We start from the raw sequence: 25601 nt of genomic DNA on the forward strand, positions 1-25601 counted from the left end.
GGGAAGCTTCTAGTGTTTTAGAATAGGGCTGTTTGTGTATGGTAAAAAGCAAATAATAATCTGGCGTATCTGTATAAGGTGTAGCCAGTACGACAAAACATGAGTTATCACGTTTTGTGATAGCTAGCTCGAACATAAAAGGGTGATCGAGAATGCACGAAAGTTTGATGGAGTTGCTATGGAGCACTTCTCACTTTTCAGGGGGTAACCTTGAATATGTTGAGGGGCTGTTTGAAAGCTACTTAGTTGACCCCAACTCAGTATCCGAAGAATGGCGGAAATGTTTTGATCAGTTGCCTAGAATCAGTGAAGCACAGTCGACCGATCTACCACACTCCGTTATTCAACAACAATTCTTAGAGCTTGGTAAAAACAAGTTCCGCAATATGCCTGTTACTTCAGGTGTCGCTGCTAGCTCTGAACACGAGCAAAAGCAAATCAATGTCCTTCAGCTAATCAATGCCTACCGAGTTCGAGGCCATCAGCACTCGACTTTGGATCCTCTTGGTCTACAAAAGCGCGATAAAGTTGCAGACTTGGATCTAGGTTACCATCAGCTTACCGGTGCAGATTTTGACACCCCATTTAAAACAGGTTCACTGTTCTTTAATCAAGAGTCGATGCCTCTTAAAGACATCGTCACTGAGCTAGAGAAGACCTACTGTGGCTCGATCGGCTACGAATTCATGCACATCGTTGACACCCAAGAAAAAGCTTGGTTGCAGCAGCGTGTAGAATCCGTGCGTTCTCGCCCTGAGTACTCTGCCGACACGCGCAAAGCCTTGCTTGAGCGTCTGACTGCAGCAGAAGGTCTGGAAAAATATCTAGCCAGCCGCTACCCAGGTGCCAAGCGTTTTGGTCTTGAGGGTGGTGAAAGCTTGATTCCTATGGTGAATGAGCTGATTCAACGATCTGGTGCCCTGGGTGCTAAAGAGGTTGTAATCGGTATGGCTCACCGTGGTCGCCTAAACGTACTTGTGAACACTTTGGGTAAAAACCCACAAGATTTGTTCGATGAGTTCGAAGGTAAGAAACTGGTGAATACGTCTGGTGACGTGAAATACCACCAAGGTTTCTCATCTAATGTGATGACTGCGGGTGGCGAAGTACATACGGTACTTGCTTTTAACCCATCTCACCTAGAGATCGTCTCTCCAGTGGTAGAAGGCTCTGTTCGTGCACGCCAAGACCGTCGTCAAGACAAGACGGGTAAAACGGTAGTGCCGATTTCCATTCACGGTGATGCGGCGTTTGCTGGTCAGGGTGTGGTAATGGAAACCTTCCAGATGTCTCAGACACGTGCTTACCGTACTGGTGGTACGGTACACATCGTTGTGAACAACCAAGTGGGTTTCACCACAAACCGTCAAGAAGACTCTCGCTCTACTGAATACGCAACGGATGTTGCGAAGATGATTCAAGCGCCGATCTTCCACGTAAACGGTGATGATCCAGAAGCTGTGTTATTTGTGACTCAGCTAGCGCTGGATTACCGTTACGAATTCGGTCGTGATGTCGTGATTGATATGGTGTGTTACCGCCGCCGTGGTCACAACGAAACGGATGAGCCGTCTGGTACTCAGCCATTGATGTACAAGATCATTAGCAAACTGAAAACTACTCGCACTCAATACGCTGAGCGCTTGATCAGTGAAGGTGTTGTGAGTGAAGCGGAAGCGGATCAGCTTGTTAATGAAAACCGTGCTGATTTGGATAACGGTCGTCATGTGGCGAAAAGTTTGGTGCTTGAGCCAAATTCAGAGTTGTTTGTCGATTGGAAGCCTTACCTTGGGGTAGAGTGGACTGATGCGGGGGATACCTCGTATCCACTTGCTCAACTTCAAGAAGTGGCTAAAAAGCTGACAACAGTTCCTGATGGTGTTGTCGTTCAGCGTCAAGTTATGAAGATCTATGAAGATCGTAACAAAATGACTGCTGGGGCGATGCCGCTAAACTGGGGTTATGCTGAAACTTTGGCTTTCGGTACGTTGCTAGAGCAGGGTTATCCTATCCGTATCACGGGTCAAGACTCTGGTCGTGGTACCTTCTCACACCGTCATGCCGTGATTCACAGTCAGAAAGATGGCAGCACTTATGTGCCATTGAAACACTTGTCTGATGATCAGCCTACCTTAGATCTGTACGACTCGTACTTGTCTGAAGAAGCGGTGCTTGCGTTTGAGTACGGTTACTCAACAACTTCTCCTAAAGGTCTAGTGATCTGGGAAGCGCAGTTCGGTGACTTTGCTAACGGTGCACAAGTAGTAATCGACCAATTCATTACCAGTGGTGAGCATAAGTGGGGCCGCCTATGTGGTCTGACAATGCTATTGCCACATGGCTATGAAGGTCAGGGCCCTGAGCACTCGTCTGCACGTCTAGAGCGATTCATGCAATTGTGTGCTGAGTACAACATCCAAGTATGTGTGCCAACAACACCTTCGCAGATTTTCCACATCCTTCGTCGTCAGGCGATTCGTCCGATGCGTCGTCCTTTGATCATCATGTCACCAAAGAGTTTGCTACGTCATAAGCAAGCGATTTCGACTCTTGAAGATCTATCAGAGGGCAGCTTCAAAACGGTTCTTCCAGAAACGTCAGAAGCTGTTAAGCCTGAGAATGTGAAACGCATCGTTATTTGTAGCGGTAAGGTCTACTACGATCTATTTAACCGTCGCGAAGAATTGGCGAAAGAGGACGTGGCGATCATTCGTCTTGAGCAGTTGTACCCATTCCCATACGCTGACTTCGAAGCAGCGTTGGCTCCGTACAAAAATGTTGAAGAGCTTGTTTGGTGTCAAGAAGAGCCTAAGAACCAAGGCGCATGGCATGCCAACCGTCACCGTATGAATCGTGTGTTAGAAGAGTTGTTCCCGAAATTGAAGATCCGCTTTGCTGGTCGTATTTCTTCTGCTGCTCCGGCAGCGGGTTACATGTCTGTACACGTTGAAGAACAAGAAGCGCTGGTTAACGACGCGATTGTCGGCTAGCACCATTGCCTGTCAGAGATAAGGGTAAAAAATGAGTATTGAAATTAAAGCACCTACTTTTCCAGAATCAGTAGCGGATGGCACAGTCGCTACTTGGCATAAACAACCAGGCGAAGCGTGTAAGCGTGACGAGCACATTGTCGACATTGAAACTGACAAAGTTGTTCTAGAAGTCGTTGCACCTGCTGATGGCGTTTTGAAAGAAATCAAGAAAGCAGAAGGTGATATCGTACTAAGCGAAGAAGTGCTTGCGGTATTCGACTCTGGCGCTGCAGCGACTGATGCACCAGCAGCTAAATCAGAAGCTCCTAAAGAAGACTCTGCAGCACCTGCGGCAGCAGCGTCTTCTGCAAAAGAAACTGTTCAAATTAAAGCACCTACGTTCCCAGAGTCCGTTGCCGACGGTACTGTAGCAGCTTGGCACAAACAGCCAGGTGAAGCGTGTAAGCGTGATGAGCACATCGTTGATATCGAAACAGATAAAGTTGTGCTTGAAGTCGTTGCCCCTGCTGACGGTGTGATTGCTGACATTGTTAAAGCTGAAGGCGATACAGTATTAAGTGAAGAAGTTCTTGCTAACTTCTCTGCTGGCGCTTCTGCTGATGCAGCACCGGCTGCGGCACCAGCCGCTGAAGCGACTTCCGCTACAGAAGAGTCTGGCGATGAAGATGGTATTGCTGGCCCTGCTGCACGTAAAGCACTAGCAGAAGCAGGTTTGTCTGCTTCTCAAGTAAAAGGCACTGGCAAAGGTGGTCGTATCACGAAAGAAGATGTTGAAGCAGCAGCTAAAAACAAAGCAGCAGCTCCTGCACCTGCGGCAGCGGCACCAGCAGCAATGCCTGCATTGGGCGCTGATGGTCGCGTAGAAAAACGTGTACCAATGACGCGTTTGCGTGCAACCATTGCTAAGCGTCTAGTTGAAGCCCAGCAAACCGCTGCCATGCTTACAACTTACAACGAAGTAAACATGGGTCCTGTCATGGAGCTTCGTAGCAAGTACAAAGACTTGTTCCAGAAGACTCACAACGGTACTAAGCTTGGCTTCATGTCTTTCTTCGTTAAAGCTGCAACGGAAGCGCTTAAACGCTACCCGGCCGTAAACGCTTCAATCGACGGTAACGACATGGTTTACCATGGTTACCAAGACATCGGTGTTGCTGTATCAACAAACCGTGGTTTGATGGTACCTGTACTACGTAACACTGAAGCAATGGGCCTTGCAGACATTGAATCTAACATCATGGACTTCGCAGTTCGTGGTCGTGACGGTAAGCTAGGTATGGAAGATATGCAGGGTGGTACATTCACTATCACTAACGGCGGTATCTTCGGTTCTCTAATGTCTACTCCTATCTTGAACCCACCTCAAACAGCAATCTTGGGTATGCACAAAATCCAAGAACGTCCAATGGCGGTAAATGGTCAAGTAGTCATCCAACCAATGATGTACCTAGCTCTTTCATACGATCACCGTATGATTGATGGTAAAGAAGCGGTGCAGTTCCTTGTAACAATCAAGGAGCTATTAGAAGATCCAGCTCGTTTGCTGCTTGAAATCTAATGAATTGCACCCACTTTGGTGTATGAGTGAAACTTATCGGGGCGCATAACGCCCCGATAAACAACAATGGATAAATCTATGTCTAATAAATTTGATGTTATCGTAATCGGTGGTGGCCCAGGTGGTTATGTTGCCGCAATCCGCGCAGCGCAATTGGGTCTTAAAGTAGCATGTATCGAAAAATGGTTGGACAAAAACGACAAGCCTCGCCTTGGTGGTACGTGTCTAAACGTAGGTTGTATCCCATCTAAAGCATTGTTGGATTCTTCTCACAAGTATCATGATGCAAAAGACGAATTCTCTGTTCACGGTATTGGCGTAGGCGAAGTGTCTATGGATGTGAACGCGATGGTTGATCGTAAAGACAACATCGTTAACCAATTGACTGGCGGTATCGCTGGTTTGTTCAAAGCCAATGGTGTGACCAGCTTTGAAGGTTTCGGTAAGTTGCTAGCTAATAAAAAAGTTGAGTTCACTGCCCATGACGGCAAAGTAGAAACTTTTGAGGCGGACAACGTAATCCTTGCAACAGGTTCTGTACCTGTAAACATCCCACCAGCGCCGCGCACAGGTGACATCATCGTTGATAACGAAGGTGCTCTAGACTTCCGTGAAGTACCTAAGCGTCTAGGTGTAATCGGTGCTGGTGTTATCGGTCTTGAGCTGGGTTCTGTATGGAAGCGCCTAGGTTCTGAAGTGGTTGTATTAGAAGCACAAGACCAGTTCCTGAGCCTATGTGACCAAGATCTAGCAAAAGAAGCGGCTAAAATCTTCAAGAAACAAGGTCTAGACATCCGCGTCGGTGCACGAGTAACAGGCAGCGAAGTGAAAGGCGAAGAAGTGGAAGTGACTTACCTTGATGCTCAAGGTGCAGAACAGAAGCAAACTTTCGACAAGCTTATTGTCGCTGTTGGTCGTAAGCCATTTACTGATGGCTGTCTAGCGGGTGACTCTGGCGTTAACCTAGACGAGCGTGGCTTCGTGTTTGTTGATGATCAGTGCCGTACAAACGTACCGGGTGTGTTCGCCATTGGTGACATCGTTCGTGGCCCAATGCTAGCGCACAAAGCCTCTGAAGAAGGTGTAATGGTTGCAGACATCATTGCGGGTCACAAAGCGCAAATGAACTACGACTGCATTCCTTCTGTTATCTACACCCACCCAGAACTTGCATGGGTAGGTAAGAACGAACAGCAACTAAAAGCAGAAGGCGTGAAATACAAAGTGGGTAAATTCCCATTTGCTGCGTCTGGTCGTGCTATGGCTGCAAACGATACTGATGGTTTCGTTAAAATGCTTGCATGTGAAGAAACAGACCGTATCCTAGGCTGCCACATCATCGGTGGTCACGCTGCGGATCTGATCGCGCAAGCAGTTATTGCTATGGAATTCGGTTCTACAGCTGAAGACATTGCTTTGACTGTATTCGCTCACCCAACAGTAAGTGAAGCGGTACATGAAGCTGCTCTAGCAGTAGATGGACATGCGATCCACGTAGCAAACCGTAAACGCAAATAAAAATTCGATTTGCCGGCTGATTCAGTCGGCATTTCTGTCTTCGGACAGAGCTTATGTCAATCATTAAGATGAGCGGAATAATCAAATGAACCTACATGAATATCAGGCTAAACAGCTTTTTGCTGAATACGGCCTGCCAGTATCTAAAGGGTACGCAGTAGACACGCCAGAAGAGGCAGTGGAAGCAGCGAAGAAAATTGGCGGTGACAAGTGGGTTGTTAAAGCTCAAGTGCATGCTGGTGGTCGTGGTAAAGCAGGCGGTGTTAAGCTTGTTGATTCTTACGAAGAAGTTTCTGCTTTTGCAGCAAACTGGTTAGGTAAGAACCTTGTAACGTACCAAACAGACGAAAATGGTCAGCCTGTTGCTAAGATCCTAGTTGAGTCTTGCACAGACATAGCCAACGAATTGTACCTTGGTGCAGTTGTAGACCGTTCTTCACGTCGTGTTGTATTCATGGCGTCGACTGAAGGTGGTGTTGAGATCGAGAAAGTTGCTGAGGAAACTCCTGAACTGATTCACAAAGCTGAAATCGATCCATTAGTAGGTGCTCAGCCATACCAAGCGCGCGAAATGGCGTTCAAAATGGGCTTGAACCCAACTCAAATCAAGCAGTTCACTAAGATCTTCCTTGGTTTGTCTCAAATGTTCCATGACAATGACTTCGCACTACTAGAGATCAACCCTCTAGTTATCACTGACGAAGGCAACCTTCACTGTCTAGACGGCAAAATCAACATCGACAGCAACGCTGTATACCGTCAGAAGAAAATGCAAGAGTTCCACGATCCGTCTCAAGAAGACGAGCGCGAAGCTCATGCAGCACAGTGGGAACTTAACTACGTTGCACTAGACGGTAACGTTGGCTGTATGGTTAACGGTGCAGGCCTAGCAATGGGTACTATGGACATCGTAAACCTACACGGCGGCAAGCCAGCTAACTTCCTAGACGTAGGTGGCGGCGCGACGAAAGAGCGTGTAGCAGAAGCATTCAAAATCATCCTTTCTGACAGCAATGTTAAAGCGGTATTGGTTAACATCTTCGGTGGTATCGTTCGTTGTGACATGATCGCAGAAGGTATTATCGGTGCTGTTGAGCAAGTAGGCGTTGAAGTGCCTGTGGTTGTACGTCTTGAAGGTACAAACGCAGAAAAAGGCCGTGAAGTTCTTGCTAACTCAGGTCTAGCTATCATCGCTGCAACAAGTCTGAAAGACGCAGCAGAGCAAGTTGTTAAAGCTGCGGAGGGCAAATAATGTCTGTTTTAATTAACAAAGATACTAAAGTAATCTGTCAGGGTTTCACTGGCGGCCAAGGTACTTTCCACTCTGAGCAAGCGATTGCTTACGGTACGAAAATGGTTGGCGGTGTTACACCAGGTAAAGGTGGTCAAACTCACCTTGGTTTGCCTGTATTCAACACAGTGAAAGAAGCAGTAGAAACAACAGGCGCTGAAGCATCTGTAATCTACGTTCCAGCACCATTCGTTAAGGATTCTATCCTTGAAGCGGCTAACGCTGGTATCAAACTAATCGTTTGTATCACTGAAGGTGTTCCAACACTGGACATGCTTGACTGTAAAGTTAAGTGTGACGAGCTAGGTGTACGTCTAATCGGCCCTAACTGTCCAGGTGTTATCACTCCTGGAGAGTGTAAAATCGGTATCATGCCTGGCCACATCCACATGCCAGGTAAAGTAGGTATCGTTTCTCGTTCTGGTACTTTGACTTACGAAGCAGTTAAGCAAACAACTGACGCTGGCTACGGTCAATCTACTTGTGTTGGTATCGGTGGTGATCCAATCCCAGGTACTAACTTCATCGACGTTCTAGAAATGTTCCAAAACGATCCTCAAACTGAAGCGATCGTTATGATCGGTGAGATCGGTGGTACTGCAGAAGAAGAAGCGGCTGCTTACATCAAAGCAAACGTAACTAAGCCTGTTGTATCTTACATCGCTGGTGTAACGGCTCCTGCTGGTAAGCGTATGGGTCACGCTGGTGCGATCATTTCTGGCGGTAAAGGTACTGCTGATGAGAAATTCGCAGCACTACAAGACGCAGGCGTTAAGACTGTACGCTCTCTAGCGGACATCGGCGCTGGTCTAAAAGAAATCACTGGCTGGTAAGCACTGCTTACATTAGCTAAATAAAATCCTCGCTTCGGCGAGGATTTTTTTTGCGCAAAAGTTATGTTTTGAGTGTCAGACTTTAGCAAAGCTGCGTGCAATTTCTAACCAACTGCTCGATACTTTCCTGAAATAAAGGAAGGATTTTAAGATGAGATTAATCTCTATAGTAACGGTTGCAGCAGCGCTGGATGTTACCAAATGGACCTGGGTGTTTTGTCAGTTTCAATGTTAGTCATGTCCTATTGAACCATAGGTTCACTTTGGGGATTCAGGGATCTCTTACAGAGCATCACAGATTTCTTGCAGAAAAGAAGACACGGCTTGAATGCGTTTGGAACGATATAGTCTACTTGGGTAGACTAGGTTCAGTTGAGCCGCTTCAGTCGCTAACTTAAAATCACGATATATTTCTACTAGTTCCCCTTTCTCTATATGCTCTGAGCAATACTGTTCTGGCAACATACTGATGCCATAGCCTCTAAGAATCGCCTCTCTTACCACCAAAGGGTCGTTACAGCAATTTTTGTCGTCTAACCGCAAGTAGTAGGTCTTGTTATGTCCATACACAGCCAGCTTGTTCACGCTGTAGCGAGTTTCACAATACTGGATGTGGGCTTCTAGATCATTTGGGGTTACACAAGTGCCCATGGTGTCTCGGTAATTCGGTGTCGTGACCCATTTCAAAGAGCCCTTATACAAGGTTTTTGCGATCAATTCAGAATGATCCATAGTCCCAACAATCACAGCCATATCAATTTCATCACGAAGTACATCCATTGGGTGAGCACTGGTCTGAATACGTAATTTTATGTCTGGATACTCTTGGTGAAAACGTATCAAACTCGGCGCTAGGATTTCTCTGCTGAAGGCCAGAGGGGCTGCCAGTTGTACGCTACCCTGGGGAGAGGACTTCATCCCTTGTAAGGTGTGGTCGGCTTCATCAGCTAGGGCTATGACACGCTCGGCGTACTCTAATAATTTATGACCCTCACTGGTGAGGCGCACATTGCGGGAGTTACGTTCAAATAAACGAACCCGATAGCGGTCTTCTAATCGAGTGATGGTTTTGCTAATAGTCGCTTTCGACACATCGAGCTTCTCAGCAGCTTGGGAGATGCTATGGGTTTTCGCGACCCAATAGAAACTTGGTAGATCTCTAAGGGAGTTTGCATTGTTCATAATAGGAAACAGTTTGTTAATATTTTGAGTATTGTTTCGAATATTTTAGCATCTATCATGGTGCCATATAATAAAAACTCACTGGAAAAATTCTATGGCTCGAATCGTTGGTGGAATAGGGGCGTCTCATTCCCCTACCATTGCTTTTGCAAAAGACACGAATAAGCAAAATGACCCTATTTGGTCGCCAATATTTGAAGGGTTTGATCAGCTCAAATCATGGGTAGCTGAAAAAGAAGTGGATGTTTTGTTTTTCATTTTTAACGATCATGTGACGTCATTCTTTTTTGATCACTATTCACCGTTTGTTTTAGGGATAGACGATCAATATTGCACAGCAGATGAAGGGGGTGGTGCTCGAGATTTTCCGCCAGCCAAAGCCCATCAAGAACTCTCTCGCCATATTGCCCACAGTATGGCGGCACAAGAGTTTGATATTTCTACTTTTCAGAAAAAACCTCTCGATCATGGATTTTTTTCACCTTTCTCAATGATGGTGCCAGGAGAAGTTGGAGAGTGGCAAGGCAAGGTTGTACCTCTTCAAGTAGGGGTGCTGCAATTCCCTGCACCGACGGCCAAACGTTGTTTCAACTTTGGTAAAGCGCTTCGCAAGGCTATTTTAAGCTTTCCGGAAGACTTGAACGTTGCCATCGTTGCTACTGGGGGCTTGTCTCACCAAGTGCATGGGGAGCGTTGTGGTTTTAATGATGAGCAGTGGGACCAGGAGTTTCTTTCTTTGTTAGAAACGGACCCAAATAAACTCACTGAATTAACCCATGCAGACTATGCCATTAAAGGGGGTATGGAAGGGGCTGAGGTGATTATGTGGCTCATTATGCGTGGTGCTTTGTCTAACGACATCAAATGTGTCCATAAGACCAGCTATTGTCCATCCATGACCAATATTGCAACGGTTGTGTTTGAAGAGCAGCAGTCGACAGAGGCGGTCAATCATGATCCATTTGAGCAGCTTCACGGGCTAGACACTTTATCAGGCACTTATCCCTTTACGGTAGAGACAAGTCATAGGGCGTATCGTTTAAATGGGTTTCTGAGACGCCTTATTGAGCCGGAGCATCGCCAGCGCTTTGTGACGGACCAGCGGGCTTTGATGGAAGAATATGAATTGTCCGATGAAGAAAAAAACCTAGTATCAGAAAGAAATTGGATTGGTTTGATTCGTTATGGAGTGATCTTTTTCTGTCTTGAGAAAATGGCGGCAGTCCTTGGGCTGTCTAATCCTGAAGTCTATGCTGCCATGCGTGGTCAAACTATGGAGCAATTTCAGGCTTCCCGAAAAGTCTCCATGACCTATTCTGTGTCAGCAAAGTAATATCCTCAAAGAAAATAGGCCGAGACTAAAGTATCAGGCCTATTTTCCCCTTCAATCATAGGATCCTAATGCCTTCGCTCTTATACTTAATCTAAACAATAGTATAAATGATGGAGCAGATATGGATCAGCAGGCATCCAAACAGTTCGACGTGGTAGTCATTGGTGGTGGCATCGTTGGTTTATCAACCGCTTGGCAGATGCAGCAAAAATACCCCACTTGGCGAATCGCGATTGTGGAAAAGGAATCGCAAGTTGCCCATCACCAAACAGGTCACAATTCGGGTGTGATTCATGCGGGTGTTTACTACGCTCCGGGGAGTTTAAAAGCGCAATTTTGTAAGGAAGGTGCGGCGGCAACAAAGGCATTTTGTCAGCTACACGATATTCCATTTGATGAATGCGGCAAACTGCTTGTGGCCACGAATAACATTGAGCTAGAGCGAATGGATGCTCTGTTTGAGCGTTGCCAGACTAATGATCTAGAAGTGCATAAACTCTCTAAAGAGGAGTTGCTTAAAAGGGAACCTAATATCGTGGGTGAAGGGGCGCTTTTTGTGCCTTCTACAGGGATCGTTAATTATCGACAGGTGTGTGACAAACTGGCTCAGATTTTTGAAGAGCAGGGTGGGGAATTGTTACTTCAGACTTGCGTAGAGCACATGGTTGAGAGAGAAGAGGGTATAGAAGTGACGACCAACAAAGGGAACTTGGAAGCACGCTATTTGGTCTCTTGTGCTGGTTTGATGGCGGACCGAGTGACGAAAATGCTGGGCATTAAGACCGACTTTCAAATTGTTCCTTTCCGGGGAGAATATTACCAATTGCCATCTCATCATAATCAAGTGGTTAATCATTTGATTTACCCCATTCCTGATCCTGACTTGCCCTTTCTTGGGGTTCATTTAACCCGCATGATTGATGGCTCAGTTACTGTAGGCCCTAACGCAGTACAAGGCTGGAAGCGGGAAGGCTACGGCAAGATTAATATCAGTATGTCTGATATGGCGACCATGCTGAGTTTTGCCGGCTACTGGCGGCTTATTAAGGGCTATTGGAAGATTGGTTTAAAGGAAACCTACAATTCCTGGTTTAAGTCTGGCTACTTAAAAGAAGTGCAGAAGTATTGCCCGAGTGTCCAGCGCTCGGATCTAACGCCATATCCTGCTGGTATCCGTGCCCAGGCGGTGATGTCAGATGGTTCCTTGGTTCATGATTTTCTGTTCGCACAGAGCAAGCGTAGTCTGCATGTTTGCAATGCCCCGTCACCGGCGGCAACCAGTGCTTTTCCTATTGGAAAATACATTACTGAAAAGTTAGATGTAGTTATGACGAGTGTTTAAGCGTAAGAAAAATACTTAGATCTCTAACTAATGTGTTAGAAAGATGGAACAAATAGCGATGATCCCCCGTTTACTTGCACTCTCTCTAATAAGCGGTCAAATTGTAAAGAAACACAGCAATGGAGAGAGAAGATGCAGATCACGACTAAAGGCGTTACCAAACTGGTTATTGGATCATTTGTTGTTTCCCAGCTCGCAGCATGTGGTACCTTAATTTACCCAGAGCGAAATGGTCAAAAGGGCGGTAAGCTCGATTTAGGGGTCGTTGCGCTGGATGCGGTAGGTTTGTTGTTGTGGTTTGTACCGGGTGTCATCGCCTTCGGTGTTGATTTTGTAACGGGCGCAATTTACCTACCAGGGGGCAGTGTTGCCCAGTTGTCTGATGAGGACATGCAGAAGCTAAAAACACCGGATGGCCAGCTTGACCAAGTTGCCCTGCAAGATTGGTTGATTTCAAATGACTACCTAGATAGCTCTGAAATTGAAGGCCAGCAGTTAATGACTCAGGCTTATCAAACCCCAGATGAACTTAAGCGTGCCGTGGGTATGGCGTCCACTGAGCGTTACGCAAAACTGAGTACATTGAACTAAGGTGGCGCTGGCATTGACCTAGTGTTTACTTTCCAGGTCCCCAAGCCATTTACCCAGAAGGTTCCCTAATACCTCATGCTCCTCGGCGGTTAGACTGTCGAGGAGTTTTTTTTGATTGGTCACATGGGCGTTGACAGCAGGGTCGATGATTTCTTTTCCTAGTTGGGTCAAAGCCACTCGACAACTACGACGATCTGTCTCGTTGTGTAGCCGTTCTACCCATCCTTGAGTCACCAGTTTATCCAGTTTCACAGACACGGCACCGGAGGAAAGTAGGGTGGCTTTATACAGCTCTGTGGGAGTCAGTGGTGTGTCTGAGCGTCTTAACGTCGCCATCAAATCGAATTCAATGCGACTCATATTGTGATCACTAATGACTTTTTCTATTTCCGGAGACAGGAACTTCTCTAGCCGTCCAACTCTGCCAATGATGCCCATGGGAGTGCAATCAAGGTCAGGGCGCACGTTTGCCCATTGGTTGAGAATTTTAGTCACGTGATCGCTCATGGTGCTCTCTTATATAAAAGTATCTTTTTAAAAAGATACTTGATTGTTAGGTGTTAATACAATATCTTTCTCGAAAGTATCTTTTGTGAAAGATAAATTCAAAGAGAGAAGATTTATGTATGCATACTGGTTGGCAGCGGTCGCGCCCATTTTATGGGGCAGTACTTATGCGGCGGTGGGGTTATTTCTAACAGATATGCCAGTCCTTTGGGTGGCGGTTTGGCGGGCCTTAGGTGCAGGCGTCTTTTTGCTACTGTTTGTACGTCGCTTGCCGCGCATGAACCTGCAAAAAGTGTTTGTATTGGGCTTTTTCAATATAGCGGTGTTTTTTGTTCTATTGATGGTGGCGGCATTTCGTCTACCCGGGGGAGTTGCAGGTACTCTAGGAGCTACTTTGCCAATATTGCTAATCCTGATTCAGTGGGGAGTATTGCGTCAATCACCGACTTTAAAAGCCATTTTATCTGCCCTCATAGGCTTGGTGGGGGTGATGTTGCTTCTGAATCCATCAGCTCAGTTAGACGGTATAGGGGTTGCTTGTGCGTTGGGGGCGACTTTGATGATAGCAATTGCCACTCTTTTAACGAAGCATTGGCAGGTGACGGATATTCTAGGCGTGGCGACTTGGCAGCTATTGTTTTCTGGGGCGTTGCTGTTTCCAGTGGCTTGGTGGTTTCAGGGGGCTCCGCCTATGCCTGAAGCTCATCATATTCCGGGACTGCTTTGGTTGGTGATTCTAAATACCGCCATTGGTTATTTGATTGCGGTGAATGCCATTAAGCAAGTTGGCCCGAATGCCTTTGGTATGTTGTGCTTGTTGAACCCTATTGTCGCTGTCTTGTTGGGAATGACCCTTTTGTCTGAGGCGCTGGGTTGGTTGCAGTGGGGCGGAATTGCTTTGGTTATTGGGTCATTGTTGGTGGCGAATGTACGCTTCAAAGGTCGATCAAAGTCTGCCCCTTATGAAGCGACCACATGATACAGCTGTTTAGGGCGCCCGCCGGTATTGTAGTTAAGGCTCATGCTGACCATTCCTTGTTCCTCTAAGTACTCAAGGTAACGTCGTGCGGTAATGCGGCTTAGCTCTAGGTCATTGCCGATTTCTTGGGCCGAAAAAGGCTCCGTACGGGATTTGATATGCTCCATCATGGTGGCTAGGGTTTTGCTATCAATTCCTTTCGGTGTTTTTCGAGTGCGGTTTTGGGTGGTATTTTTGCGCATTAGCTCATCGATCTGAAGTTGATCAACCGACTCCGCACTGTCTAGTTTACTTTGGAACGCAGCAAAATCATTCAGTGCTTGATGTACTCGAGATAAACGTAATGGTTTAACCAGGTAATCTACCACACCGTGTTGAATGGCTTGGGCAACGGTGCTGGACTCCCGCTCGGCGGTTGTCATGATCACGGAGGTAGTAATGTCTGTTTGGCGGATTTCTCTTAGAAGCGACATGCCGCTGCCATCAGGTAGAGTGATGTCTAGCAGAACCAGATCTGGTCGATGGGCTAAATGCATAGTCGCTTCAGCAAGACTTTCAGCGGCAGCAATCACATTAAAAAGCGGGTGCTGATTAATGGCTTGTTCAAGTGTGTAACTTGCTTGTGGATCGTCTTCCACGATTAAAACAGAGTATTGGGTCATTTTTTGAGCTCTCGTTTATCAAGGTACACACTGAATACTGTTGTACTGTCTTCACTGCGTTCCCAATCTAGGCTGCCATTGTAATGCTTTACCACACGATTAACGAGGTATAACCCCATTCCGTGTTGTGCTGCATCCTCTTTAGTACTGACGCCCATGTCTAGAACCCGGTCAGCGAGCGCTTTATCAATACCTGCCCCTGAGTCTTCTACGGTGACCATTAGATGGTTCGTGCGATCACTAATAAAAAGCGTGACGTCAGCTTGCTCATTAGATTTATTGTTCAACACCGCGTAGAAGGCGTTTTCAATGAGATTTCCAATGAGTGTAATGAGGTCGTCATTCACTGATTGATCATAATTTTTGAGCTGGCTGTCTTCATCTAGTGTAAAGGTGATTTGATGTTCATTAGCATAGTGGTATTTAGCCAGTAGCATGCCTGCCACGGGGCTGTTCTCTATGCTTTTAACTAGGTTTCCTAGCATGTGCTGATGAGCATCGCTTTCCCGCTGTAAATAGTTGATTGCTTCACTGGTTTTATTTGCCTGTAATAGGCCAGAAATGACATTAAGCTTGTTGTTGTATTCATGGGTGCGGGCACGAAGCTGGTTAGCATAGGCCGTCGTCCGTGTAAGCTCACGTTCTAGTTCTGACATTTCTTGTTCGTGGTTGAGAACAATTAAATAGCCTGAATGGTTAGAGTCGCCGGTTAATGGGTAAAGCGTCACAGCGAATTCGTGTTGTCCTAAGGTGACAGAACATTTATGGCGATTAGTCAGTGCTTCGACAATCAGCAGAGATAGGGTATTTGAGAGGTTGTTTAAAGGGCTGCCCACTAGCTCATGGGTTTGATGGTCTGATGTGAGCCAGCCAGCGGCTGCACCATTGATGGCGGTGATTCGATGCTGTCGATCAATGGCAATGATGCCTTCACGAATGCTATCTAGGAGTAAGCTGTGCTCTTTAAAGCGTTGTACAATTTCTTCTGGCTCAAAGCGCAAAAAGGTACGTTTTAATTTGCTGATAATCGCCAGCGTGATAGCGATGGCGATTATATATATAAGCGCCAACCAAAGAGTGGCGCCAAGATAATAGTCAAACAGTAATTCCGCGACTGACTGTTCCAGGTAACCAATACTAATGGCTCCAATAACTTGATTGTCGTATTCAATGGGCGCGAAATTTCGTATGGCTCGACCCAGTGAGCCAACGGCAACCGTGGTTTGAACTCGACCTTCTTCCAATGTAGGAAGTATGTCGTCTCCAATAAATGTCTTGCCCACTCGGTCTGAATTAGGGTGACTCAGACGGATGCCATTTTGGTTAGTAACAACTATGTAGGAGGCGTCAGTTTCAGCGCGAATGGGTTCGATATAGCCCTGTAGCGTGGTAGCAGTACCTTGATTAGAGGTGAGGACTCCTTGAATAATTCGTGCGTCACGAGCTAGGACTTTGGCAAGTTCCATCCCCCGTTGGCTGACACCGTCGATATAGGTTTGCTTGGTCACAAATACCAGCAACGCCCCTGAAATTAAAATGGTCAGGGTGATGGTCGCTAAGATAATAGCGCTAAGGTAGGACTTTAGGGTCATGGGATGCGATGTTTGTTCAAAGTGTCCCATAGTATAAAGAAGCTAAGAGGGCTCTCATAGAGAGCCCAGGTGTAAAGTTTAACCGAGAAGTTGAATGGCAAATGTCGCTAGGATAAGCATGAAGGCACCACCAATTCGGGACGATATTTGAGCAAATGGCATGAGTTGCATGCGTCGGCTGGCGGCTAATACCGCAACATCGCCGGTTCCGCCCATGTTCGCCATACACAGTCCACCAGTGATGGCTGATTCGATTGGGAAGAAGCCCATCAAGCGACCGACTAGACCTGCACCAATCGCCGCACCGAGAACAGTGGCGAAGACTAGAGCGAAGTACATAGGTGATAGGGCATCGATAATTTGGTTCAAGTCAGTGTAAGCCACACCGATACCCACCAACAAAGCGGGTGTTAGGTTACCGACTACAAAGGTGTACCAAGCATGAGCTGCTTTCTCTAGCTGTTCTGGCATGATGCCAGACACTTTAATCAAGGCAATCGAAAGAATCATCAGTGCGTAGGTGTGCATGCTAATCACGTTTGATAACAGAGTGCCTAAGAAAAACATGCTGATCGCGATCAAAGCACCTAGGCCAAGCTTGGCTACATCTAGAGGTTCTTTTTTCTCGTTATCAACGATAGCAGTTGCATCTCCGCGGATTAGCTCGCCGTTACCTGTCCAAGTAGGGCGTATTTGGCCAATTTTGTTTAGTAAACCTGCGATCACGATGGCGATGGCATTACCGATAGCAAGAGCGGGCACCATTTGAGACATTAAATCTGAAGCGTCCATTCCGGTACGGCCAGACATGATTTCTACCAAAGGTACGGCACCGGCGCCCATGCCGCCACCCATAATAGGCAAGGCAATCAGCATTAAGGATTCAAATAAGTTCTTACCGAATAACAAGCCGATCAAACCTGCAAACAAGAAAGAAATGGCCACAGCGCCCAAGATAACAGGGATGTATTTAAGAGCTGCTTTCTTAAGGGTTGCAGTGCTCATCCCTAGGATAGAGCCAGTGACTAGGCTGGCAACGTAAAATGACAAGAAACCGCCGCCTTTGGTAAAGGTTGTGATTTGTTGTTCGATATCGCCAGATATCCATTCACTGTGGAATAGGTAAGAAGAACCAAAGATAACGACAATCGCGCCGCCACCGAAGAACTGGTTAATAATAGGAGTTCGGTCACCGATGTAATTCAGTACAAAACCGACAATAGCCATTGCGCCTAATGCGCCAATCATGCCGCCTGGCAACTCGTTAAAGTATGTGGCTAAAAGAATGATAAACGCCGCAACAAAAAGGGTTGCCTTAACGGCGCGCTGGTCATTTGAAGGAATAGCTTCGCTAGTATTCATGAAGGACACTCTCTGTTTGTGATTATTATGGGGGCGAAGTCTACCAATCTATTTCACAGACAGAAGTCCACCTTTACTATTGAAAGTAAAAGGTGGATTTGAAACTTTTGTAATCGAGATTTTACTTAGAACAATAAAACAGCTGGCGTTTTGTGTTTTCACTTTTCAAGACGCACTGCCAAGTTTTTGAAATAACAGACAAAGCTTGTGACGTTTTCGGCTGTATGAAAAAGAACGGCTGAAGTTGTTTTCCCGCCCACGCTTGAACATTGCCAGTAATGGATTCCACGATACCGCGACTGTAGTACTGTGATGAAAAAGACTTCTCGCCAACATAATACAATTGGGCTTGCTTATGTTCAGGTGTGTTTAGCCAACTAGCCGCCAGTTGTTTATCGGACAGCTTGTCTACGGTTGAGGTATTCAAAACGATGACTACCAATATTAAAAGTGCTGGAGTTATAGCCCCAATACCATACCAAACTTTGCGAATAGGGCGTTTAAGCTGCAAGTATGTAATCAAGAGTGCGGCGGCAGGTAAAGCCGGCATCACATAACTCATCAGGATATTTCCAGCCATGGTAAACAACAACAAAGGTGCGAGCATCCAACAGATTAAATAGGAAAGCACCCCCGAATATTCGTCATTCTGTATGGAGGAGTGACGCCAAATGCGTCCTAATTGAGCCATTAAAATCGGCGTCCAAGGCATCAAGGCAATCAACCCAAGAAGCCAGATCATTCCCCTAGGCTGTGTATGAGCTGAACCATATAAATCACCTTCCCAGCCACTCACAAGAAACCGCTTAATATGTTCGCCGACGATAAAATAGTCTAAAAACCCTGGGGTTCTGAGCTCAGCTAAAACATACCAAGGGATTGCAATGATGAGCATTAGCAGGGTGCCTGTGATCCAAGGAAGTCGTCCCCAAAGAAGAGACCACTGGCGGTTAATGGATAGCCATAGGAAGAGACTGATGCCTACCAGCACGATCGCTAATGGCCCTTTGGACAATAGGCCAAACGCCAAGCCAATAAAGAACAGATATCCCCACTTTTTTTCGCCTGTGACCCATGCCATCCAAAAGCCAACCATGGCCATGGTAATAGAAAAAGTCAGGGCTGTATCTGTCATCACTGAGCCAGAGAAGATTAGGAAGGCCGCCGTGGATGTCAGAATGACACAGGCAAATAAGCCACTTCGTGCAGACTTAAAGGTGAAGGTGGCAAAAGGATAGATCAGTAATAATATGCCAGCACCCACAAGCAAATGTGGTGCTCTGGCACCGAACTCATTCACACCAAAAACACTGTATCCAAGAGCACTAAGCCAAGTGAACATCGGAGGCTTACCCCAAAATGGTACCCCATAATCGAACATTGGGGTCACCCAGTTTTGGGTTTCCAGCATGATGCGAGCCATTTCGCCATATCGCGCTTCTGTGGTGTCCATTAATGGGTAAAGCGCGAGAGAAAAAAAGCGAAGTAGTAACAGTCCACTAATGGCGATAATAATCGATTTATTCGCCGGAAAGTGCTTTTCCATTTCTAATATCCTGGTGGGCGTTAATGTGAGAAATGTTTGATTCATTGGCTTGGGGGGAATCCTTGGATTCTTTAAAAATTTCTTCCATGACTACGTAAAGAGGGCGCTGCTTAGATTCGATAAAAAGACGCCCCACATATTCCCCCAGTAATCCGATGGAGAGCAGTTGAACTCCCCCTATAAGTAGAACAACAATTAGCAACGAGGGATAACCTGCCACGGGATCTCCCCAAATGACGGTCTTTGTGAGCACAATTATGGAATAGATAAATGCGATTAACGATGTCGTTACACCAGCAAACGTTGCGAGTCTGAGAGGCTTCGTACTAAAAGAAGTAATGCCTTCAAAGGCAAGTTTGAATAACTTGAAGTAATTCCACTTGGAAGTGCCTGCATGTCTGGGAGCTCGTTGAAAAGTTAGAACCTTGCGTTTAAAACCAGGCCAAGATAGTAGCCCCTTCATAAAACGATTACGCTCAGGCATGCTATTGATCACTTGAACGACTTTGCGATCTAGTAGACGAAAATCCCCAACATTTTCGTTAATGTCAGAGTCTGAAAGGGCGGAAAGGGTTTTATAAAAGAGTTTAGCGGACAGTTTTTTGCAAAAAGTTTCCCCTAAGCGTTCGGTCCTTTGCATTTCAATAATATCGTAACCAGACTCCCATTCTTCAACCATCTGGAATATGCATTCCGGCGGGTCTTGGAGATCTGCATCAAATGGAATCACCGCGCTACCTGAAGCTTTTAGTAATCCCGCGCTCAATGCGCATTCTTTACCAAAATTTCGGCTTAAACGAATAACGCGTAACGAATGGCGGCCGGAGTGCAATGAGCAAGCTACCAACCAACTGTCGTCAGTACTGCCATCATCTATGTAAACAATTTCAGAATGATGTGGCAGTTTATCTAATACCTGTAACAAGGCATGGTGGCACTTCGCTAGGTTTTCAGACTCATTTAAAAACGGCACGATGATAGACAGGTAGGGGGTCGTTGATTCGTTTTTATCAGAAGAGTTAGACATCATTTCTCACACATTAATTGGAATTTTGAGTATCCACTAGAAACATTAAGCGAGTCTTAATGCTCCAGTTACCTATCACTCTGACTTAGGCCTTTGCAGTGAAACCTATCCTAAATCCACCCCAGTGCTTGCCTTTCACATAAATGGGGATCGATAGATCATGAAGCACATCTCCTGTATCACGTTTGTAAGTTTGGAGTAGAAAGGCATCTGTATGGCTACCACAACGTCTTCCTGTGGGATCATCAAAGATACGTTTGGTGCGGTTGTTTAGTAGATCCACATCATAATCACCGGTTAAGGGTTTGCTGTAGCGTTTGTTGTGAGTGGGGAAGTAGCCTTTTCTATTGACGGCACCTGCATAGAGTATGTGCTTTTGGCGCTCAAGGATTGGCTCCTGAATATCAGGCAAATACTGATCTGTGAGACGGTCATAAGCTGTCGAAAACTTAGTGGGATTAGTATTAGGAATCGGCTGGTATTGGTCACCAAATAATGCCGCCTCCGAAACGTCACCTTTTTCAATAAGAGAGTCCAATATTTTGCCAATAGCGCTGGCCGCCGCCCTACCTTCGGCCAAGGTCTCTTTGAAGAAGCTTTCGTATTCTATTCCGTCCAAGTTCAAGAAGATGGATTCCGCGCCCTCGCTTAAAGTACTGGCTTGCTTGGACAGTGTCATGCCGCGATTTGAGAGGCTCGTAAGTGATTGGCTAATATCACCAATGGATCCGTTAATCTGTAAGCTCGTGGTCTGGAAGTCACTGCTGGATTGCTTAATTTCTTCCATGGAAAGGGAGACATTTTGAACATCTTGAGTGATGTGTATGAAGGTGTCTGTAATGCTGATTAGTTCATCTTTAAGGGTGTCGCTTTGGCTAGTGACTTTACTCATGTTATCCCGAGTTTTTTGACTGTTCTGTCGCACCTCATTCAGCATGTCAGCGATTTTTTGTGATGCTTCGGCGCTTTTTCCGGCGAGGGTTCGTACTTCGTCTGCCACCACGGCAAAGCCTCGGCCTTGCTCACCAGCTCGAGCCGCCTCTATCGCAGCATTAAGGGCGAGTAGGTTGGTTTGCTCAGAAACCCCCTTGATTACATCGGTGATGGATTCAATTTCATCAGCACTCTGGTTGAGTCGCTCAATTTGGTGGGCAGCCTCTTCAACGGAGCGAGATAGCTCTACCACCCTTTCTGCCCCGAGCTTGAGTTGTTGCTCGGAGGTGGTGGCCGATGCAGCTGTCTTTTCCATAGTTTGGTTAATGGATGTTATGTGTTGCGACAGTTGCTCGCCGCTGCTGCTCAAAACTAAGGTTGCTTCACTGATCTGCTGACTATGAGTTTCGACTTGTTGGATATGCTTGGTTAAACCGTCCACTGCATGGGACACTTCAGCGGAACCGATGGCCATTTTTGAAGCAGTGATAGAAACTTTTTGCGCTATTTGCTCTGGAGATGTTTCTGCTTTCAATGGCTGATGATGTGATTTAAGCGGTTTTTTCTTAGCTAGAATGTATGCCGTTACGATATTCCCTGAGGCCATTACAACTAAAGTGAATCCATATAATGTTGAAACATCTGGCAAAACAATACCGATTACACCGGTTAACGCAATAACTAGTGAAAATCCCCAATTCTGGCCCATATAACATATCCCTAAAACGCAATTATTTACACAATGTTTATAAACTAAGGATAGGACAATGGAAAGTGAATATAGATTCTACTTAAGTATTACTTCAACTTTTTAAATCAAACCCATCAAACCCTTCGATTTGAAGCTAACAAAAAGTAAGTAAGCATGATTTGGTGTCTCGCCAGCACCGTTTTCATAGGATACCCTTACAAAATCTTTAATACTCTTGGGAGAGATTATGTCCTCGCATATTAAACAGCGCTTGGCCTTGGAAATGTTTTGGCCAACGTTTGATCCATTTTTATTTTGTGCTTTTCACGATGACCGCTTTCCAAAAGGAAATGGAAAATTAGGCCCTGATGCGTCGCTTTCGGGGCGTCATATTGGCCAAGATTTTCAAGGTAAAGACGGCTGGCGTATGTATCACGGTAGCAAGGTGCCAGGTTTTCCAGCTCATCCACACCGAGGTTTTGAGACAGTAACCATAGTCAATGAAGGCTTTGTGGATCATGCGGACTCCATGGGCGCAGCTGGTCGTTATGGGGAAGGGGATACTCAATGGATGACGGCAGGCAAAGGTGTCCAGCACTCTGAGATGTTCCCTTTAGTTCATGATGATCAGCCAAACCCTCTAGAATTGTTTCAGATCTGGTTAAATCTGCCAGCGAAAAACAAGATGGTTGAGCCTCATTTCGCCATGCTATGGAATGAACAAACTCCCATAGTTAAAGTGCCAGATGCGGCAGGACATGAGGTCCATATCAAGGTCGTTGCGGGGGCATACACGTCACCAACAGGTACGATTGCTGAACCTGTTGCGCCACCGCCAGATTCTTGGGCGGCTGATAACGAGAATGATGTGGCAATCTGGATCATTGATCTTGATGAAGAGGCAAGTTGGACCTTGCCTGCGGCAAGCAAAGGTTTAACTCGTGCTTTGTACTTTTTTGAAGGGGACTCGGCTCAAGTGGATGGGACGGAGGTATCGATCAGAGAGGCTTTGGTGCTCGACAGCGATGCGGACATCACTATGAAGAACACTGGCAGTAAGAGTCGCTTTCTATTGTTACAAGGTCGTCCAATTGGTGAGCCAGTACAGCAACATGGTCCATTCGTGATGAATACTCGTCAAGAATTGCAACAAGCATTTTATGATTACCAGCGTACCCAATTTGGAGGATGGCCGTGGGAGCAAAGCGATCAAACCCATGGTTTAGAGAAACGTCGTTTTGCTCGTCACTCCGCTAAGGGCGAAATCGAAACCCCGTAATTAGGTGGTCGAATTCAGGAATCAAAGCTTAGGTCAGAGAGCCTAGGCTTTGAATACCCAAATTTTTGACAAAGAAAAGTTAATTATCATGCCTGCTAAAATGCCAGGTATTAAGGCAGCATACGGATAAATAGGCCAGTTGCTGATACTTAACTGACTACCCCATTCCATTAGTAAGACAAACAGTCCCCAATTCGGAATAAATCCAATCAAAGAGGCGCAGAAGAATCGCCCCCACTGATGGTGAGCCCTTTCATCTCGTCTGGCTTCTTTAAACGTAAAGATCCGATTGAACCACCAATTTGATGTGACGGCCGCCCAAAAAGACAAGGCTCGGGCTACTTCGTAAGGGAGCCAGTGGGACAATATCCAAAGCACGCTGGCATCTACGATAAAGCCTAAAGCGCCAACACTGCCAAATTGTAGAAATTGTCGAGTCATGATGTGTCTTAGGATTTACTTATATGGATAAAGTCAGTGTTAAAGGTTGTTTGATTGTAATGATTCAATCGTTAAGGATTCCTTAAAGGAATGAAATCAATTCTAAATATTCTTTTTACAAATATATAGCAAGGTCACATGCTTAGCTTGTTTTAAAGTAATGGATGTTCGTTTTTATGTGGGTTTTTGTCACCTTATTCGCCGCCGCATGCCAATCCATGCGTACCGCTTATCAAAAGACCTTGTCACAAGAGCAGGGTTTTCTTCACGCAACTATGGCTCGATCTCTCTACGGATTGCCTCTGGTTACCCTTTACCTCTGTATCGTTTGGTGGGCCTTAGGGGGCGTTTCTGCATCAGGTTATGGGCCTTTTTTGTTTTATGGGACAGTCTGTGCCATCGCTCAGATACTGGCGACCTATTTGATGTTGCGGGTGTTCCAATCTGGCAGCTTTGCATTAGGTACCTTGTTGGCTAAGACTGAGGCGGTGTTGGCGGCCTTGATCGGCATTCCGTTGTTACATTATTCGTTAAATGGTATGGCCTGGAGTGGCATCATTCTTGGCGTATTAGGGGCTTTGGTTATGAGCATTAAGCTGCAAAACCTTAGGCATGCCCATAAGGATATGTCCCTGATTGCGGGTCTTGGTAGCGGCTTGTGTTTTGCCGTGACCTCGGTAACCGCCTCCATGGCGAGTCATTCATTAGACGGTTCTATTATTACCAGTGCAGGGGTAACGCTTTGGTACGTTTTGGCACTGCAATCGATTTTGTTATGTGCCATTCAGATCTATAAAGCCCGTGATTTTTTGGCCCCAGTGAATCGATCGGTCGGATTGAGCATAAAAGTAGGTGTGCTCAGCTCACTGGGCTCTATCGGTTGGTTTACGGGCTTTGCTTTAGTGAATCCAGCTCTGGTGAAAACCTTAGGGCAAGCTGAGATTATTGGTACGCTATACTTTTCCAAACGTCGCTTTAACGAGCGAGTCACACCACAACAGTGGGCAGGTGGCGCTATGATCGTGGTGAGTGTTGTGTTGGTGACCGCGGCAGCTTTATAAGGGTGACTTGAATTGGTCGTAAACGTTATAAATTAGAAAGGGTCGGTCTTATGGAATCCAATAAAATAAATTATGTAGAACTGCCTGCTCGAGATCTTGAGGCCAATAAGGCTTTTTTCAGTCAAACCTTTGGTTGGACATTCGTTGACTATGGTCCTGATTACAGTGCCTTTTTCGACTCAGGGTTGGACGGAGGCTTCTTTCGTGCGGAGTTTTGCTCCCGACCTCAGACTGGGGCAGCGTTAGTGGTGCTGTATGCTGAGGATTTGGAGTCAACTTTGGCTCGTGTTGAGAGCAACGGCGGCACCATAGAGCAGACTATTTTCGAGTTTCCCGGTGGACGCCGTTTTCACTTCCTTGATCCATGTGGCAATGAATGGGCGGTTTGGTCGAAGCCATTAGAGGATTAACGCTTTAGCTTGCGCTTAAAATCCACTTTAAAGTTTTTCAAATGGACGTCTAGGGCATCGCAGGAAATGTTAATTTCTCGAACGGATAAATACAGGGAATAGAGCAAACACACTAAACTGGCGGCAAAAATATAGCCGCCTACTTCTTCGTATTGCCAATACAAAGCCATCATGGAGAGGACGCATAGGAAAAAGCTGATCACGCCGGCCTCTTGCATGCGGCGGATTAAATAGATGCGCTTACGCAGGTTGGTGATTTGTTGTTGCGTACTTTCCGTGCTGTGTTCAGGATCAAAGTTACGGATGATAGAAGCAAGGGTAACGAAGCGGTTGGTGTAGGCCAGCAAAAGCAATGAAACTGCAGGGAAGAGCATGGCAGGTGTCGTTAGGGATATGATCATAGGTCGCTCGTTAAATGTAAAACCGAATCCATCAAAATCATCCCCTAACCGTGATTCTGAATCAACAGG

At 46.1% G+C, this 25601-nt stretch carries 22 protein-coding genes; 12 read left to right on the forward strand and 10 right to left on the reverse strand.

The window, feature by feature from the left end:
- The first annotated feature begins 152 nt into the window (after window positions 1–152).
- From ACZ5DR_RS11620 to sucD, 5 genes are all read left to right on the forward strand, one after another.
- Complete coding sequence (locus tag ACZ5DR_RS11620; RefSeq protein WP_377369517.1) at window positions 153–2990, forward strand: 2-oxoglutarate dehydrogenase E1 component; 2838 nt, start codon at window positions 153–155, stop codon at window positions 2988–2990.
- Between the two features lie 31 nt (window positions 2991–3021).
- Complete coding sequence (odhB, locus tag ACZ5DR_RS11625; RefSeq protein WP_464543575.1) at window positions 3022–4551, forward strand: 2-oxoglutarate dehydrogenase complex dihydrolipoyllysine-residue succinyltransferase; 1530 nt, start codon at window positions 3022–3024, stop codon at window positions 4549–4551.
- Between the two features lie 78 nt (window positions 4552–4629).
- Window positions 4630–6069, forward strand: a complete 1440-nt coding sequence (gene lpdA / locus ACZ5DR_RS11630; RefSeq protein WP_377369519.1) for a dihydrolipoyl dehydrogenase — start codon at window positions 4630–4632, stop codon at window positions 6067–6069.
- Window positions 6070–6154: 85 nt separating this feature from the next.
- On the forward strand, window positions 6155–7321 hold the full coding sequence (sucC, locus tag ACZ5DR_RS11635; protein ID WP_377369521.1) for an ADP-forming succinate--CoA ligase subunit beta: 1167 nt from the start codon (window positions 6155–6157) through the stop codon (window positions 7319–7321).
- Window positions 7321–8193, forward strand: a complete 873-nt coding sequence (gene sucD, locus ACZ5DR_RS11640; protein WP_067210799.1) for a succinate--CoA ligase subunit alpha — start codon at window positions 7321–7323, stop codon at window positions 8191–8193. The genes sucC and sucD overlap by 1 nt, the downstream gene beginning before the upstream one ends.
- 282 nt (window positions 8194–8475) lie before the next feature.
- Here the strand turns inward: sucD and ACZ5DR_RS11645 are convergent, their stop codons facing one another.
- The gene (locus tag ACZ5DR_RS11645; RefSeq protein WP_377369524.1) at window positions 8476–9375 is read right to left on the reverse strand and encodes a LysR family transcriptional regulator; all 900 of its coding nucleotides are present in this window, start codon (window positions 9373–9375) and stop codon (window positions 8476–8478) included.
- Window positions 9376–9469: 94 nt separating this feature from the next.
- On the opposite strand from ACZ5DR_RS11645, the gene ACZ5DR_RS11650 reads away from it, so the two are divergent.
- The 3 genes from ACZ5DR_RS11650 (at window position 9470) to ACZ5DR_RS11660 (ending at window position 12641) form a co-directional block, all read left to right on the forward strand.
- On the forward strand, window positions 9470–10708 hold the full coding sequence (locus tag ACZ5DR_RS11650; protein ID WP_377369526.1) for a gallate dioxygenase: 1239 nt from the start codon (window positions 9470–9472) through the stop codon (window positions 10706–10708).
- Between the two features lie 121 nt (window positions 10709–10829).
- Window positions 10830–12050: an L-2-hydroxyglutarate oxidase gene (gene lhgO / locus ACZ5DR_RS11655; RefSeq protein WP_377369528.1), complete on the forward strand. Its 1221-nt coding sequence runs from the start codon at window positions 10830–10832 to the stop codon at window positions 12048–12050.
- Window positions 12051–12182: 132 nt separating this feature from the next.
- Complete coding sequence (locus tag ACZ5DR_RS11660; protein WP_377369530.1) at window positions 12183–12641, forward strand: hypothetical protein; 459 nt, start codon at window positions 12183–12185, stop codon at window positions 12639–12641.
- An 18-nt stretch (window positions 12642–12659) separates the two neighbouring features.
- On the opposite strand, the gene ACZ5DR_RS11665 is transcribed toward ACZ5DR_RS11660, so the two are convergent.
- Window positions 12660–13148, reverse strand: coding sequence for a MarR family winged helix-turn-helix transcriptional regulator (locus tag ACZ5DR_RS11665; RefSeq protein WP_377369532.1), 489 nt, complete (start codon window positions 13146–13148; stop codon window positions 12660–12662).
- Window positions 13149–13263: 115 nt separating this feature from the next.
- On the opposite strand from ACZ5DR_RS11665, the gene ACZ5DR_RS11670 reads away from it, so the two are divergent.
- Window positions 13264–14127 (forward strand): DMT family transporter, encoded by an 864-nt coding sequence (locus tag ACZ5DR_RS11670; protein WP_377369534.1) that lies wholly within the window; start codon window positions 13264–13266, stop codon window positions 14125–14127.
- Here ACZ5DR_RS11670 and ACZ5DR_RS11675 read toward each other — a convergent pair.
- From ACZ5DR_RS11675 to ACZ5DR_RS11700, 6 genes are all read right to left on the reverse strand, one after another.
- The gene (locus ACZ5DR_RS11675) at window positions 14109–14789 is read right to left on the reverse strand and encodes a response regulator (RefSeq protein WP_377369536.1); all 681 of its coding nucleotides are present in this window, start codon (window positions 14787–14789) and stop codon (window positions 14109–14111) included. The two genes, ACZ5DR_RS11670 and ACZ5DR_RS11675, sit on opposite strands and share 19 nt — an antisense overlap.
- Window positions 14786–16381: an ATP-binding protein gene (locus ACZ5DR_RS11680; RefSeq protein ID WP_377369538.1), complete on the reverse strand. Its 1596-nt coding sequence runs from the start codon at window positions 16379–16381 to the stop codon at window positions 14786–14788. The genes ACZ5DR_RS11675 and ACZ5DR_RS11680 overlap by 4 nt, the downstream gene beginning before the upstream one ends.
- A gap of 78 nt (window positions 16382–16459) precedes the next feature.
- Entirely contained in the window at window positions 16460–17743 is a 1284-nt protein-coding gene (locus ACZ5DR_RS11685; protein WP_377369540.1) for a 2-hydroxycarboxylate transporter family protein, read from the reverse strand.
- A gap of 121 nt (window positions 17744–17864) precedes the next feature.
- On the reverse strand, window positions 17865–19289 hold the full coding sequence (locus tag ACZ5DR_RS11690) for an ArnT family glycosyltransferase (protein ID WP_377369542.1): 1425 nt from the start codon (window positions 19287–19289) through the stop codon (window positions 17865–17867).
- Complete coding sequence (locus tag ACZ5DR_RS11695; RefSeq protein WP_377369544.1) at window positions 19264–20319, reverse strand: glycosyltransferase family 2 protein; 1056 nt, start codon at window positions 20317–20319, stop codon at window positions 19264–19266. The genes ACZ5DR_RS11690 and ACZ5DR_RS11695 overlap by 26 nt, the downstream gene beginning before the upstream one ends.
- A gap of 82 nt (window positions 20320–20401) precedes the next feature.
- Window positions 20402–21958, reverse strand: a complete 1557-nt coding sequence (locus tag ACZ5DR_RS11700; protein WP_377369546.1) for a methyl-accepting chemotaxis protein — start codon at window positions 21956–21958, stop codon at window positions 20402–20404.
- A 229-nt stretch (window positions 21959–22187) separates the two neighbouring features.
- On the opposite strand from ACZ5DR_RS11700, the gene ACZ5DR_RS11705 reads away from it, so the two are divergent.
- Window positions 22188–23219, forward strand: coding sequence for a pirin family protein (locus ACZ5DR_RS11705; RefSeq protein ID WP_377369548.1), 1032 nt, complete (start codon window positions 22188–22190; stop codon window positions 23217–23219).
- 42 nt (window positions 23220–23261) lie between these two features.
- On the opposite strand, the gene ACZ5DR_RS11710 is transcribed toward ACZ5DR_RS11705, so the two are convergent.
- Entirely contained in the window at window positions 23262–23660 is a 399-nt protein-coding gene (locus ACZ5DR_RS11710) for a GtrA family protein (RefSeq protein ID WP_377369550.1), read from the reverse strand.
- Between the two features lie 176 nt (window positions 23661–23836).
- On the opposite strand from ACZ5DR_RS11710, the gene ACZ5DR_RS11715 reads away from it, so the two are divergent.
- Entirely contained in the window at window positions 23837–24721 is an 885-nt protein-coding gene (locus ACZ5DR_RS11715) for an EamA family transporter (RefSeq protein ID WP_377369552.1), read from the forward strand.
- A 50-nt stretch (window positions 24722–24771) separates the two neighbouring features.
- Window positions 24772–25131, forward strand: coding sequence for a VOC family protein (locus ACZ5DR_RS11720; RefSeq protein ID WP_377369554.1), 360 nt, complete (start codon window positions 24772–24774; stop codon window positions 25129–25131).
- On the opposite strand, the gene ACZ5DR_RS11725 is transcribed toward ACZ5DR_RS11720, so the two are convergent.
- Window positions 25128–25532: a DUF2721 domain-containing protein gene (locus ACZ5DR_RS11725; RefSeq protein WP_377369555.1), complete on the reverse strand. Its 405-nt coding sequence runs from the start codon at window positions 25530–25532 to the stop codon at window positions 25128–25130. The genes ACZ5DR_RS11720 and ACZ5DR_RS11725 overlap by 4 nt on opposite strands.
- Between the last annotated feature and the right edge of the window lie 69 nt (window positions 25533–25601).

This window comes from Marinomonas vaga (assembly GCF_055388305.1).